General features: G+C 43.4%; 16 protein-coding genes and 1 pseudogene. 14 read left to right on the forward strand and 3 right to left on the reverse strand.

Going from position 1 to position 14,102, the window contains the following annotated elements; genetic code table 11:
• The first annotated feature begins 18 nt into the window (after window positions 1–18).
• Window positions 19–360 (forward strand): arsenate reductase family protein, encoded by a 342-nt coding sequence (locus NXH67_RS06870; RefSeq protein WP_022779810.1) that lies wholly within the window; start codon window positions 19–21, stop codon window positions 358–360.
• Window positions 361–496: 136 nt separating this feature from the next.
• Here NXH67_RS06870 and NXH67_RS06875 read toward each other — a convergent pair whose 3' ends face one another.
• Window positions 497–2,419 (reverse strand): SIR2 family protein, encoded by a 1,923-nt coding sequence (locus tag NXH67_RS06875; protein ID WP_272796861.1) that lies wholly within the window; start codon window positions 2,417–2,419, stop codon window positions 497–499.
• Between the two features lie 371 nt (window positions 2,420–2,790).
• Between NXH67_RS06875 and NXH67_RS06880 the strand changes: the two genes are divergently transcribed.
• From NXH67_RS06880 to NXH67_RS06900, 5 genes and pseudogenes are all read left to right on the forward strand, one after another.
• Window positions 2,791–4,005, forward strand: coding sequence for a hypothetical protein (locus NXH67_RS06880; protein ID WP_272796862.1), 1,215 nt, complete (start codon window positions 2,791–2,793; stop codon window positions 4,003–4,005).
• Between the two features lie 169 nt (window positions 4,006–4,174).
• Complete coding sequence (locus tag NXH67_RS06885) at window positions 4,175–4,960, forward strand: ADP-ribosylglycohydrolase family protein (protein WP_272796863.1); 786 nt, start codon at window positions 4,175–4,177, stop codon at window positions 4,958–4,960.
• Between the two features lie 52 nt (window positions 4,961–5,012).
• Window positions 5,013–5,357: pseudogene (locus NXH67_RS06890) on the forward strand (ATP-binding protein); the annotation flags it as partial.
• A 115-nt stretch (window positions 5,358–5,472) separates the two neighbouring features.
• Window positions 5,473–7,635, forward strand: a complete 2,163-nt coding sequence (locus NXH67_RS06895; RefSeq protein ID WP_272796864.1) for a DUF2971 domain-containing protein — start codon at window positions 5,473–5,475, stop codon at window positions 7,633–7,635.
• A 26-nt stretch (window positions 7,636–7,661) separates the two neighbouring features.
• The gene (locus tag NXH67_RS06900) at window positions 7,662–8,174 is read left to right on the forward strand and encodes a pyridoxamine 5'-phosphate oxidase family protein (protein ID WP_272796865.1); all 513 of its coding nucleotides are present in this window, start codon (window positions 7,662–7,664) and stop codon (window positions 8,172–8,174) included.
• A gap of 101 nt (window positions 8,175–8,275) precedes the next feature.
• On the opposite strand, the gene NXH67_RS06905 is transcribed toward NXH67_RS06900, so the two are convergent.
• Both NXH67_RS06905 and NXH67_RS06910 read right to left on the reverse strand, forming a co-directional pair.
• The gene (locus NXH67_RS06905) at window positions 8,276–8,623 is read right to left on the reverse strand and encodes a type II toxin-antitoxin system RelE/ParE family toxin (protein ID WP_272796866.1); all 348 of its coding nucleotides are present in this window, start codon (window positions 8,621–8,623) and stop codon (window positions 8,276–8,278) included.
• Window positions 8,620–8,880, reverse strand: a complete 261-nt coding sequence (locus NXH67_RS06910; RefSeq protein ID WP_272796867.1) for a type II toxin-antitoxin system prevent-host-death family antitoxin — start codon at window positions 8,878–8,880, stop codon at window positions 8,620–8,622. Before NXH67_RS06910 ends, NXH67_RS06905 begins: the two co-directional genes overlap by 4 nt.
• Before the next feature lie 219 nt (window positions 8,881–9,099).
• On the opposite strand from NXH67_RS06910, the gene NXH67_RS06915 reads away from it, so the two are divergent.
• The 8 genes from NXH67_RS06915 (at window position 9,100) to NXH67_RS06950 (ending at window position 14,049) form a co-directional block, all read left to right on the forward strand.
• Window positions 9,100–9,573, forward strand: a complete 474-nt coding sequence (locus NXH67_RS06915) for a MazG nucleotide pyrophosphohydrolase domain-containing protein (protein ID WP_272796868.1) — start codon at window positions 9,100–9,102, stop codon at window positions 9,571–9,573.
• Complete coding sequence (locus tag NXH67_RS06920; RefSeq protein ID WP_272796869.1) at window positions 9,570–10,133, forward strand: rhomboid family intramembrane serine protease; 564 nt, start codon at window positions 9,570–9,572, stop codon at window positions 10,131–10,133. The genes NXH67_RS06915 and NXH67_RS06920 overlap by 4 nt, the downstream gene beginning before the upstream one ends.
• A 27-nt stretch (window positions 10,134–10,160) precedes the next feature.
• A complete protein-coding gene (locus NXH67_RS06925) occupies window positions 10,161–10,469 on the forward strand; it encodes an HNH endonuclease (RefSeq protein ID WP_022777463.1) in 309 nt (102 codons plus the stop codon).
• 50 nt (window positions 10,470–10,519) lie between these two features.
• On the forward strand, window positions 10,520–11,680 hold the full coding sequence (locus NXH67_RS06930) for a macro domain-containing protein (protein WP_022777464.1): 1,161 nt from the start codon (window positions 10,520–10,522) through the stop codon (window positions 11,678–11,680).
• Between the two features lie 115 nt (window positions 11,681–11,795).
• Entirely contained in the window at window positions 11,796–12,479 is a 684-nt protein-coding gene (locus NXH67_RS06935; protein ID WP_272796870.1) for a vWA domain-containing protein, read from the forward strand.
• A 123-nt stretch (window positions 12,480–12,602) separates the two neighbouring features.
• Entirely contained in the window at window positions 12,603–13,187 is a 585-nt protein-coding gene (locus tag NXH67_RS06940; protein WP_026668571.1) for an SOS response-associated peptidase, read from the forward strand.
• A gap of 88 nt (window positions 13,188–13,275) precedes the next feature.
• Entirely contained in the window at window positions 13,276–13,677 is a 402-nt protein-coding gene (locus NXH67_RS06945) for a (deoxy)nucleoside triphosphate pyrophosphohydrolase (RefSeq protein WP_272796871.1), read from the forward strand.
• A 27-nt stretch (window positions 13,678–13,704) separates the two neighbouring features.
• On the forward strand, window positions 13,705–14,049 hold the full coding sequence (locus NXH67_RS06950) for a phenylpyruvate tautomerase MIF-related protein (RefSeq protein WP_272796872.1): 345 nt from the start codon (window positions 13,705–13,707) through the stop codon (window positions 14,047–14,049).
• Window positions 14,050–14,102: the final 53 nt, after the last annotated feature.

Below are 14,102 nucleotides of genomic sequence, written 5' to 3' on the forward strand. Positions count from 1 at the left end.
GAAAATAGAGGAGACGCTATGAACATCCAGATTTTTGGCACCAAGAAGTGCAACGACACCAAGAAAGCCGAGCGTTTCTTCAAGGAACGCGGTATCAAATACCAGTTCATCGACCTGAAGGAAAAGGGCATGAGCAAGGGCGAACTCACATCAGTCGCATCCGCAGTCGGCGGCGTCATGAGCATGGTCAACCCCGATGCTAAGGACAAAGACACCGTAGCATTGATTCAGTACATCGCCGATGAAGACAAGTTCGACAAGCTTCTGGAGAACCAGCAGATCGTCAAGACACCTGTAGTCAGGAACGGCAGACAGGCCACACTGGGGTATCAACCTGAGGTGTGGAAGAAGTGGGAATGAGTTGGAGATGACAAGGGGACGGTTTTTATACCAATGGGGACGGTTCTGTTTGGTACAGTTTTGCGCACAAAACTATACCAAACAGAACCGTCCCCATTGGTATAAAAACGTCCCCCTTGTCATTTAATTAGTGGAATTAGCTTAATAGTTTTTCCAGGAAAAGTCGAACTGCCTTATGTTTACCTATACTGGGGTAGGATATAACCTGAATGTTATATGCATCCAAGAAAAATTCTCTTTCTATCTCATTTACATCTGGCATGAGTGCATAGTGTTTCTTACCGATATTCCTTGTTCTTAAGGACCTTAATATATAGTCAACATCCGGATCTTTGAAACTATATCCAACAAAGAAAACCGTATTGTTTACAAATAGGTCACTCAAGGTTCTCCGATATTCTTCATTATCAATAAGCTCTATGAACTCATTATCCATTATTCGGATGCTATCGGGTTCATCACAGGATCCGTGAATTTTGTATATCGGAAACTTATTATCGCTACCTGAACGAGCAGACATCTTATCCGGAAGTATAACTTTGTATGCACCGTTCTCTCTTGAACAATACTTCTCTGCGAAATCATCAAAATTAGCCGTGATAACAGCACTAAATGGTATCTTACTCAGGAGACTTTGCAAATAGGACTCTTTATTCGCCGTGGATAGTTTTTTGGAGATTACATCTGCAAAATCACTAGAACCCAATTTTTTGCGGCAATAATATACTACAGGTGCTGTTTTATTATGATCCATCAGAGCTTGTATTTCTGCGAGCTTCCGTTCTTCAAGATCCGGATAATTGTCTTTTACCTGCTCCACAAATGCATGAACTAATTCATACCATATGGGAAGCTTTCCGTCGGCGGATGCACCAGCTCCGGAAAATAAAATACAATTTTGCTCCTTTAGTGAAGAAGATAACCCTTTGGGGACTCCTGGTACCGTGATTTCTACACTTTCTTGTGCTTGGGAACCAATAAGGGTGGAGGGTGTGAATGTTTCTACCGTCTCAACAGCAGTATTTGTGATTTTGCTTTCTGACGTAAGATTGTTCTTGGTTTCATAAACTGTATGATTTCTAAACGGATACTCGATTATTCCGTCCGGATGCTTTGAACTTATGTAATTTGGTCCCCAACTAAGACTGTTACTATCGTATTTTCGCAAAACAGTTTGGCATACTCCTGTATCTAGGTCAACAGAGGTATAGTTATATGAATAGCTTTCTGCATCTTTTTCGTAAGTAGTACCTGAAACAATATAATGAACTTCTCCTTCCAGGGAGGTTGAAGTATATACTTTATCATCATGAATATGGCCATGAAGAACAAAATCACTATGGGCATTAATTACCCGTTCTACTATACCAACATCATCATCTCTGAAATAGGAAACCGGATGGTGCAAAAAAGAAATAACCAGTTCGCCATCATCATTATCTACGGAAGAATAGGCGTTGACTACATTTCTTTGTCCCAGAATTATGTTTCCTTTTTCTCCCATTGATGAAGACGACCACGCTGAATTGAGACCAACAATGGATATTTTTATACCATCTTTCACACGTTTTTCTATAAAGTATGGCTCATCGCTCCATTTGGCGGCTGTTTCATCACCAACTAAGTTCTTTAAGAATTCATTATAGTTATCGAACTTACTTTTCCAATAGCTCTTTATAGAGCTATCCTCGAGAAGGTTGGCTATTTCATCTTCAGACGAAGGTTGAATGAGTTTACCCCAGAGGTTCGATGCATTACTACGAAAAATGTCATGATTACCGGGTACGATAAAAATTCTTTTCTTTGCGTCTTCGTGATTCCCCCAAAGAGAATCAAGCACTTCATTAAAGAATTTTTCTGCATAAGCATATTGATCAGGCGATGCGCTAAATGCTATATCTCCACTGACAAAAACAAAATCAATAGGGATTTTGATATTTTTAATATCCCTCAGTAATTTGTCATACACAGCATTCGAAGGAATGGAACCATTCTTTCCCCCAAAATGTAAATCAGATAAGTGAATCCAAGAAACTTTTCTCCCGTTTATCTCACCCATTACCGTTAGCCTCCCCTAGAATTGGTATACGCACTATTATAGCTTAATCAGCGCTGTATTATTAGGGTAAAGTTAAAAATGTTAAAAAATATTGATGAATACCGATGATTTGAGTTGCAGTAATTAGCTTGAACCTGTATCCGGACATATACGACAGACTCGATGAGTAGCCCGAAGCCGGCAACTTGTCAGCACTATCCCTCAGTGCTATCATAAAACTGATGTATCGAGTAGCCTATAAACTCACTATTAAAAAGAGCAATCTGCACAAGAGAGCAGGTGATTTAATGAACGGAAAAGTTTTACACGGGGGACGGTTCTGACAAAAGAACCGTCCCTGTGTCATACTATAACCACGGAGGGATCTGCCTATGAAGGAATTCATTATTGAAAAAGGCATTGTCATAGATGACATTTACAGCGTAATAGACGGAATCAGGGAATTGAGCGGCCAAACGCTCACCGACGCAGAAACCATAAGGAAATTCATAACCAAAGAGAAATCTACCAAATTCTACATCGACAAAAAAGGCACCGGCAAAATGCAGCCGGACCGAGACACGGTGTACCTCTGGCTCGACAGTGGCTTTGTAGACGGGTACGGTAATCCTATAATGATATCCCTGCTAAGTGATAATTATGGCGGATATTCAGGTCACTATTTCGGAACAATGGACATTCTCGCAAGAGGTATCAAGAGCTATTTCCCCAAGAATGCCAAAGATATATCCCGTAACCTGAATAACCTTAAGAACAAGTATCAGAGCAAAGTGGCCGAAAGAGACCATCGCCATATAGATAATGAGCAAGAGTATCTTGTTATGATATGCAACGGAGAGGCTGGCAGCTCTGATTTCGAAAGGCTTATTAACGGCCTTGGGGTACAGTTCGAGGATCCGGTGGATGAAACGGCTGATGCAGTCAAGGAAACAGAAGCCCCCAAGGAAGATCAGAAGCCTGCCATAGATATGTCTTTTAGGGAAAAAGAGATAACTATCGGCCTTCTTCTTGATACCATAGACGACATGCAGGATTACATCAACGAGCTTCTTGCAGAATTAAAGAAGTCCAATGAGGACAAGGCCAAACTTCGGGAACTTGAGCAAAAAAATAAGGACCTGGAGCAGGCTCTTGTTGACATCAGACACTTCAACGCAGAGCACAACACCGAAACTGAAGCACCCAAAGAAATCAAAGACGGCCACGATCTCCTCGGTCGCAGAGGCAAGATCCTTGTATTAGGCGCAACCGCCCTTGATGTTAAAACAATGAACGGCATAGCCAAGCTATATGGCTTCAGGAAAGATGACTTCGAGTATGAAGTAGACTATGAAAAGATAGTCAGCTTCGCCGGAAGGAGCAGCAAGCTTGAGAAGTTCTCAGCGCTAATCCTTGGTGCATGTCCCCATAAGGTTCAGAATCTGGGAGATTGGAGCAGCTTGGTTGAGAAATGCAAGAATACGGAAGGAATGCCGATTGCAATAGATGCCAGGAGCAGGTCGGGAGAGCTGAAGGTGACGAAGGAGTCGTTTAGGGAGGCACTGCTGCAGATAAGTAATGAATTAAGTCAAAATAAAAGAAATTAAGGAAATCGTATAATGTCCGGTAACATAATAAAATCATTAAAGAAAACTTAATATAATCTAAAACGCTAACGTTAACCGGCGGTCGCTTGTGAGGCGACCGCTTTTGACTACCCGGGTGCTAGAATATCCTCAATAACAAACAAACTAATTACAGATGGAGGACAATAATATGGCAGTAAAAGGAGCAGTAATAGGCGATATACTTGGAGCACAGTTTGAGTTCGACAGACCTCGTAATCTTGATTGGAAAAATGTACCTCTGACCGAGGGAGCTGCAATCGGATTTACAGATGACACGGTGATGACTCTGGCGATAAAAAAGGCCCTTAAGACGGGAGCAGATCTTGTCGAGACTATGGTTGATATAGGGCGTAAGTATCCGCATTCAGGATACGGCGGAAGGTTCTATGGCTGGATAAACGGAGATAACCATGAGCCTTATAACAGCTGGGGCAATGGCTCAGCGATGAGGGTGGCTTTTGTCGGCGAGTTCTACGAGGACTACGAAGAAATGCAGAAGATGGCTGAGGCTACAGCCGCTGTTTCCCACAATCACCCTGAGGGGATCAAGGGAGCCGTGGTTACAGCCACATGCATCTGGATGGCACGACATGGTAAGAGCAAGCAGGATATCTATGATTACGTCCTTGAGCAGTATCCTAAGGCTGAATACGAATACAGCATTGCTTACAGCCTGGATGAGATGCGGCCTCACTACAAGTGGAACGAGAGCTGCCAGGGATCGGTCCCTGCGGCCATGAGATGCTTCTACGAAAGCGACGACTACGAGAGCTTCATCCGAAATGTTTTTTCCCTGGAGTGTGATTCTGACACCTTCGGAGCAATTGCAGGGGGCGTTGCGGAAGAGTTCTACGGCGGCTTCGGAAGTGTGGACGGCGAGGGGCTTCTTAAAAAGTACCTGACACCGGAGCTGTTGGAGATTCTGAATATGTGATAATGCATTTTAGATTTTGGGTATATGTACCCAAAATCTAAAATCGGGATTGATAATGGAAAACATAATCTACAATGAGCTCATCTATCGTGGCTATAATGTTGACGTTGGTGTCGTGGAAATCAGAGTGGATGAGAATGGAAAAAGGACTAAAAAACAACTGGAAGTAGATTTTGTGGTCAATCAGGGAAGCAAACGATACTATATACAATCTGCATTTGCTTTGCCTGATAAAGAGAAGATGGATCAGGAGCAGGCTTCGCTCGTTAAGATATCTGATTCTTTTAAGAAAATAATCATTGTATCCGGGAATGCAAAGATTTGGAGAAATGAGCAAGGTATAACGATTGTGAGTGTGTTTGATTTTCTGTTAAATGAAGATAGCTTAGACTATTAAATTAACAAATTGTGTATCGGTTCACACGGAGCGGGACTATATATGGGAAAAGAGTATAAACGCATATCAGATTTAGAACGCGGAGTATAAAGGGGACTGGAGGAAAGGTATGAGTATGGATATCAGTTTGGATATTTTTAGGGAGGATATTAGGATAGAGCCGGAAAAGGATCGTATATACCATGACTTAAGTGGTATAGATGGGGTTAGCCCAGGCATCAGCGATGATTATGAGAAAAGCTGGAATTATACGAAAAAGCAAGATGCTTCTGATGAAAGTCTTGACAATATTTTTAACCGTATTAAAGATTGCCTTTCTCATGTGAACAAGATGTATTACAGGCTTATCCATAAAGTGTTGCTTTTGCATGAAGAGGATGCCGGTAAGGAAATAGCTACGTTAGAAGGCGATGTTGACCGTATCTTTGATAATATGTTTATTCTTGATGAGTTTCTGGGGAATGTACAGGCTCAAGACAAAGCTTATATTATGATAAATAAATCCTTGGAGTATTTGTCAAAACTGTTGGCTAATTTGACAGCACTCAAACGTACTTCAGTAGACGATTTTATCCTAAGAACCGTTAATAGAGAGCAAGAGTTCATAAAAGAAAATATAGGATTATGTGGTTCAATTGCAGATATTTCATATATATTCAGTGATGTGGGGGATTTGTACCTTTTTCATCATGGTGATCTGAATAATGCGGAGAAATACTATCGCATTGGGGTTGATGCATTTGAAGAACTAAGATTGGATAGTGTCAGGGATCAATATGAAGATGAGTTTGAGGAAAATCTGGTAAAACCTTGCAAGACAGTAGATGCTTTACGAAGGGTATTATACAACGTTAATTCCACATATAAGCTGGAAGATGATTTAGCTATTATTGAGAACAATTTAGACCCGGATGTTTATAACATAGTTTATTCTTTCATTAAACCATACAGGGAATTGATAAAGAAGGACTGCTGCGACGAGAAGCTCATGCATGATGCTTGGGAGCAGGCAACAAAATGTTTTTGGAGCGCGAAGAGCCTGATTGATGCATTAGATGATAATAAGCAGGATGATGATAAGGAAGAAAATGACAAAATAGGTGGAACAGCGCGAGCCTTTGTCTGGATTACCTATATCATCATTGACCATGCACTTCCTTTCGGACTGTATCTTTTATCGAATATGGATGTTTCTAAGGTACCTGACGAGATATTTGAGAATGCTGTGACTTATTATGACAAAATGCCATTCTTTTCAAACTATATCAGGGCTTTAAGTGGGTTTGTTCCGAAGGAAAATGGTGAAGAAACGGTAGAAGAGGCAGAGAAGAATGAGAATGAAAACAATATCGCGTACCTAAGGGAATTGCTGCTTACCATTGGCAGGGTTGAAGTGATCAAGGAAATCCTGCGGGTACGTAAACTTCCCAAGAATCTTGCGTACTACACGACATTTGATACTCTGGGCTATATCTTGCCCAAATCAGCAGACCTCGCTTTGCCTGAAAACAAATATGCCGGAAAGTACTCCGTCATGCATATAGGTCATATGAACGATCCTAACGAGGGAAAGGTCTTAAAACGCCGCATTTATGACAATAAGAAGTCAAGCGATAGCTTATCTTATCCATATGTATTCTTAAAGAGCTTTACCACAAGAGTTGATGACCTGTCCATGTGGGAAACCTATGGTAATTCAGCAGAAGGTGTTTGCGTAGAACTCGATACAGACAGAATATTGGACTCCGGTAACTACAAACTGTACAACATATGCTACATGCAAAAAGGTGGCAGTGACGGATATGTATTTAATAATATTTCAGGATATGATTCTGCAGGCTCTGCTGAAATGAAAGAATATATAGAATCCATTCTGAATTGGCTGGAAGAAAAATCACAACCAAAGGAGGAGCATCCAAGCAAAAGCGAAAATGAATTATCTAAGCTTGAAAGGCGTTACAGAAGCTGCTTCGATTATATCATTCACGGCATAACCTACCTCTTCAAAGACGCAGATTATAGCCACGAAGATGAGAAGCGAATCATCTATTCTTTTGACGGATACGATGACAAAAGAATAATACATACCCCCGGAACGACTCCAAGGCTTCTCGTATACAGCGAGCAGGATGCAGTAATTAAAAGAATCATCCTTGGTCCAAAGTTCAAGAAGGTGGAAGATAATCTCCCCTATTTGCAGTATCGTTGTGAAGCCTTGGCCAAAAAACTGCATTTAAACCCTATTGAGATAATCAAATCACATATCGCATACATCTAAAATTTTAATACAGAGGAGCAATAAAAATGTGGGAAATGGACTACGAATCAGCAGCAAATCACTGGCTTGAGAAGGACAAAGACTCAGTTCATATGGAAGAGGCTGCGTTAAAGATACGAATTGAGAGCTTCATCGCCGGGCACAACACCTGTGCTCTGGCCACAGCTTCTGCAGATATGGTGAGGAATACACCAATTGAGTATAACTACGTTGACGGCAATTTCTACTTCTTTTCCGAAGGCGGTCTTAAGTTCAAGGGGCTTAAGGAGAACAAGAATGTTGGCCTTGCAATCTATGAGCCCTACGGCGGGTTCGTAAGTCTCAAGAGCCTTCAGGTACAGGGCGTCGCTGAGATGGTTGAGCCTTTTTCCGAAGAGTATCTTAAGATCATGGAGCACAAGAAGATTCCTGTGGAGGCAATGAAGAAGCTCCCTCAGCCAATGAACCTTATCAAGGTTGTGGCCGTGAGCATGGACTACCTGGATTCGGATCTTAAGAAGGAAGGATTTGCAAGTAGGCAGCATGTAGAATTTCATTGAATACAATCAAACCTGTAAATAGTTGTATTCAAATTCAAAAGGTGTAAATAGTTGTATAGAGGTGTAAAGAGTTGTAATTTATTTGGACGGTCCATTTTGGCTTATTCATTCCAATAATCTACAGTTTCCTGAGATGTAGTCTTTATTCCAAATAGCTTCCACATAAAGTCTTCACGCTCATCGTAGATATTAACAATATAGATCTGTGTTTCATCTACTCTGTAGAATACATAATTTTTGGCTGCGTATATATACTGATAATCTGTATCTACGCCAAACATATCGCGCACAGAAATGCCGATATCTTCGTGCTTTTTTATCGATTGTATTCTGTTGTTGATTGCGGAGAATACTTCTTTTCTTTTGGTATCACCAAATTGTGAGTCGAGATATTTGCGCATTCTGATGAGTTTTTCTTTGTAATCCGGAGAATATTTTATAGTCTTCAATCGTTAAGCCCCAGCACTTTCTGCATTTCATCATCGTCAATCCAACCTTCCCGTTCAGCACGTTCTTCGGATTTCTTAAGATCAGTAATCACGTTATGCAGAGCTCTTAAACGATCCAACTCATCTGCTTCCTCTACGGACATTATTGTATAAGCACCACGACCATTCCTTGTAAGGTAGACTCTACTGTTGGTATCGACTTCTTTGAGAACATCGGTGTAATTTCTTAAATCTGATATAGGCATTATAGATGGCATAAAAACCTCCTTTTGACTACTACAATTGTTTGATTTTATTATAAGTCTTTGAGGGCAAATTAACAAGTATAATAACATGCGAATATATCAGCATGTCTAAAATCATTATCTTTATTAGATTGACGTTGCTAATAGTTCATAGTGATATGATAATTGATATAAAAGAATTACGGTAAATGCGAAAATATTTACGCATTAGAAGGAAAGTGGTGTCGTCAAATGGCAGAGATAGACAGATTAAAAGAAATAGTAGAAACCCTTAGAAGCGAGCACGGCTGCCCCTGGGACAGGGCCCAGACTCATGAGAGCCTCAAGGCTTCGGTCATTGAGGAAGCTGCGGAGGTGGTATGCGGGATAAATATCCTGGATGAGACGAGAGACTCGGAGAATCTCAAGGAGGAGCTGGGGGACCTTCTGCTGCAGATAATGTTTCATGCGGTGATGGCGGAGGAGGAAGGCCTTTTTACCTTTGATGACGTGGTTCGGGGCATATCGGATAAAATGGTTCGAAGGCACCCACATGTGTTCAGCGGTGTGACCTATGCTAACGAGGAAGAGATGCACGAAGCCTGGGCCAAGATCAAGAAGGAGGAAAAGGCCGGCAAGGAGTGGCATGGTGACTACCTTCCGGGGGCATTCGATGAGGCGCTTAAGCTGATAAAAAGGGCGAAAGAGAGGAAGGGCATAAAATGAAAAAATTCAAGATCACATTCAATTCTCCGGTGGTGCTGGGATTCATGTTCATAAGTTTCATAGTGCTGGTGGTTGGATTCATCACAGGAGGATTCACCAACAAGCTATTGTTCATGACGTATCATTCGGCGTTGACAGATCCGCTTACCTACGTAAGGTTCCTGACACATGTGCTGGGCCACAACGGATGGGCACATTATATCGGGAATGCGGCGTATATACTGCTGCTGGGGCCTATGCTGGAAGAAAAATATGGCTCTAAGAGGATAGTAGAGGTGATCCTTATCACGGCGGTGGTTACGGGACTTGTGAACTACCTATTGTTCAGGAATGTGGCGCTGTGCGGAGCAAGTGGTGTGGTGTTCGCATTCATTCTTTTGACCTCCTTTACCAGTTTCAAGAATGGGGAAATCCCGCTGACCTTCATTCTGGTGGCAATCATCTTCATCGGGCAGCAGGTCTACGACGGACTGTTCGTGCAGGACGATATATCCAATCTGTCCCATATCCTGGGCGGCATTGTGGGATCTGTTGTGGGGTACAGGCTTAACAAGAAATGATGTGATGAAATGCGTATGGGGGTGCGTATGAGGGGACAGAAGCAGAGAAAAGCCAATATCAAACGTATTGTTCTGGGCAAAACAGATGGAGTGTGCGCCCGCTGCGGCAGAGGGATCACCTTGGAAAAAGCGACGATAGAACACTACGTACCAAAATACAGAGGCGGAGCAGACGATGAGAGGAATCTGCTTCCGCTGTGCAAAAACTGCAACAAGCAGAAGGGCTCTCGGATAGTGGCGGCTAAGGAGTACTATCCTTATCTTAAGGGCATGTTCTGCGCAAATGCTGATGAATACAGAGCAGAATGGGAGAGGGAAAAAGATGGAACTGTATAACGGAAGACATGAGAATGCTGAGGGGAGGCTCCCCAGAGAAGTGAGGTTTTATGCCATTTCAAATTATCAGGAATGATATTACAAAGGTTAAAGCAGATGCCATAGTAAATACTGCGAATCCGAATGTAGCGATCGGTGCGGGTGTTGATACGGCTATTTACAAGGCAGCAGGCGAGGAGAAGCTTCTTGCGGAGAGGGCTAAGATCGGGCAACTTGAGCCGGGGAAAGTGGGGATAACACCTGCTTTTAATTTAAAGGCGAAGTATATTATCCATGCCAGCGGGCCCTGGTGGGAAGGCGGAGATTATGGCGAGGCGGATCTTTTGAGAGCCTGCTATGACAAGTCTTTGGCTCTGGCCTATGAGCATGGGTGTAAGTCGATTGCTTTTCCTCTATTGGCAACGGGGACCTATGGATTTCCGAAGCGGCTTGGAATCGAGATAGCCGTAAATTCTTTTACCGAATTTCTCACTGAACATGAGATGGAGATATTTCTGGTGGTGTTCGGGCAGAAGTCTGTCAGGATCTCCGGGGAACTGGGAGAAGAGGTTCGTAGCTTCATTGACGATGAGTATGTTGCTGCGACTCTTGATGAAGAGTACAGAGCAGAACGTCCATGGAATCGAGAATATGTTGAAGCCTCAATTGACGCCGCAGAATTTGAGGATGAAGAAACTGAAGATGAAGAAATCTATGATGAAGAAGCCTATGATGAGCCGGATAACAGACCTAAGGGTAGTATAATCCATGGCTCCAATATGCTGGCTTCTCTATGTTCGCCCGGTGCCAAGGAGGCTAATGAAGCTAAGGAACCTAAGCTCTTTGCTGCCGGCAAAGCGATGTCTCTCGATGATGCCTTAAAGAGCATGTACACTGATTCCTTCGAGAAGCACCTTCAGCAGCTGATCAACAAGAAAGGCCTCAAGAATTCTGAAGTCTATGCTGCGGCAAATATTTCCAAGCAGTATTTTTCCAAGCTGCTAAAAGGCCAGGTCAAGCCGTCCAAGGAAAAGGTTCTCGCCCTTGCGGTGGGGCTACAGCTCAACATGGATGAGGCGGTGGATTTCCTCAGGCTTGCGGGATATGCGCTGTCGCCGGTATCTCAGACGGATGTGATAGTTGAGTATTTCATAAGGCACAGGGAATATAGCGTTATGAAAATAGATATCGTGCTGTTCGATTACGGGCTGAGTCCATTATCCAACGGCTGATGTGATAGGTCGCCTTCGGGTTGACCTATTTCTTTTGCCCAAAATGTAGTATTACCTTACAAACAAGGACAGCTCACTGTAGGGAGCTGATGATGAGATGATGGAGGTAATTAAGATGAGTAAAGGATATACAGAAATCGTTTATATTTTGGACAGGTCAGGTTCTATGGGCGGCCTTGAGTCAGACACCATCGGAGGCTTCAACTCCATGATGGAGAAGCAGAAGAAGACCGGGGAAAAAGCAGTTGTGTCAACAGTTCTTTTTGACGATGAGTGCGAAGTCATTCACGACAGAGTGCCGATTGAAAAGATCGAGAAGATGACCGACAAGCAGTACTACGTAAGAGGCTGCACTGCGCTTCTTGACGCAGTGGGCGGCGCTATCCATCACATTGGCAACGTTCACAAGTACGCCCGCAAGGAGGACAGACCTGAGAAGACCATCGTTGTCATTACCACAGATGGAATGGAGAATGCCAGCAGGAAGTACTCCCGCGAGAAGATCGAGAAGATGGTTAAGAAGCAGCAAAAGAAGTACGGCTGGGAGTTCATCTTTATCGGCGCCAATATCGATGCCTATGCTGAGGCGCAGAAGTACGGAATCCGCAAGGACAGGGCCGTTAATTATGTCAGCGATACGATCGGCACCGCCGGTGTGTATGCAGGAGTATCCAAGGCGGTTTGCTCGGTAATGATGGCGGAGAGCGTGGATGAAGCAGATGAGTGCCTCACAGGTAGTGGCTGGAACGAGGAGATCAATGAGGACTATATGAGAAGAGGCAAGAAGGTAAGGAGATGATTAAGTACCCATGTCGGTAACAAAAAATGAAAAATATGCCGATATGGGTATTCTTATGTCGGCGTATTTCCTGTAAGATGGATATGGACGTTTGCGAAGACTTAAGCGGAGATGCTATAAAATATGTGCGGAAGATACTTTTTTGACGGGGCAACTGCATATGAAATCGAGGAAGAGCTGCATCTTCCCAAGGGGATGCTTAGTACCCGCGCAGGCGATATCACTCCCGGAATGGTAACGCCGGGGATCATCCGCAGCAAGAGCGGGGACGCCAACATCGCCTTGTCAGAGCTGTTCTGGGGGATTGCATCCAAGGATAAAAAGCTCATAATTAATGCCAGAGCTGAGTCGGCGGCAGATAAATCAATGTTCGCTGACAGTATCCGAAACAGGAGATGTATTCTGCCTGCGGCGGGATTCTACGAGTGGGATCCCGGCAAGACGAAGTTCACGTTCAGAAGGTCTGACAAGAAGCCTATGTATCTTGCAGGTTTCTATGACCTTAGCGATAACAAGGACTCTTTTGTGATACTGACAACTGCGGCCAATGCGTCGATGCGGCCCGTTCACGACAGAATGCCTGTCATGATAGATAAGAGGAATGTCAGGGAGTATCTTAATGACTCTTTCGCAGCAATGGATATGATAAAAGAGCCGATGCCGGAGCTGGCACGGAGCAGTGACTACGAGCAGCTAAGCCTGTTCTGAGGAATGTTTCCATAACTATATGGGAAAATACAGTTGTGGAAAAATGCGGGGAGATTCATACGAAGCATAAGAAACTGAGGTAAATCTGATGAAAACAGTAAATGTAGTCGCAGCAGTTATTTGCGACAACTATGAACATAAGACAAAGGTATTCGCCACCCAGCGCGGCTACGGCGATTTCAAGGACGGTTGGGAGTTTCCCGGCGGTAAGATCGAAGAAGGAGAGACGCCGCAGCAGGCTCTTGTAAGGGAGATCAAAGAGGAGCTTGCCACGGACATCGAAGTCCATGACCTGATAGATGTCATCGATTATGATTATGAGGCTTTTCACCTTCACATGCACTGCTTCTGGGCAACAGTACAAAAGGGCCATTTGTCACTCTTGGAACATGAGGCAGCGAAGTGGGTGACGCGGGACGACATCGGTGATGTCAACTGGCTCCCCGCAGATGAAGGACTGATAAGTAAGATCACAGAATATCTTAAATAGATCCGGCACATACTAAGGAGGAAGATCATGCCATTTATTTCAACCAAAACCAACGTAACAGTATCCAAAGAAAAAGAGACACAGCTCAAGGAACGCCTTGGTAAGGCCATCTCAATCATTCCCGGTAAGAGCGAGAACTGGCTCATGCTGGCCATCGAGGGAGACATCCCCATGTACTTCAGAGGCGACGACTCTCAGCCCACAGCATTCATAGAAGTTAAGATCTACGGCGGCGCATCTTCCGACGTATACGGCAAGATGACCAAAGAGCTGACAGGTATCTACGGGGACATCCTCGGAGTTGCTCCCGACCACATGTACATTCGCTACTTCGGCTCCGATGACTGGGGATGGAACGGAAATAATTTCTAAAATTTTGTTGTGTTTTATATGAACAATTTACAATTGACGCGACTATTTCGAAA

Source organism: Butyrivibrio sp. DSM 10294 (assembly GCF_028539135.1).
Lineage (GTDB): Bacteria > Bacillota > Clostridia > Lachnospirales > Lachnospiraceae > Butyrivibrio.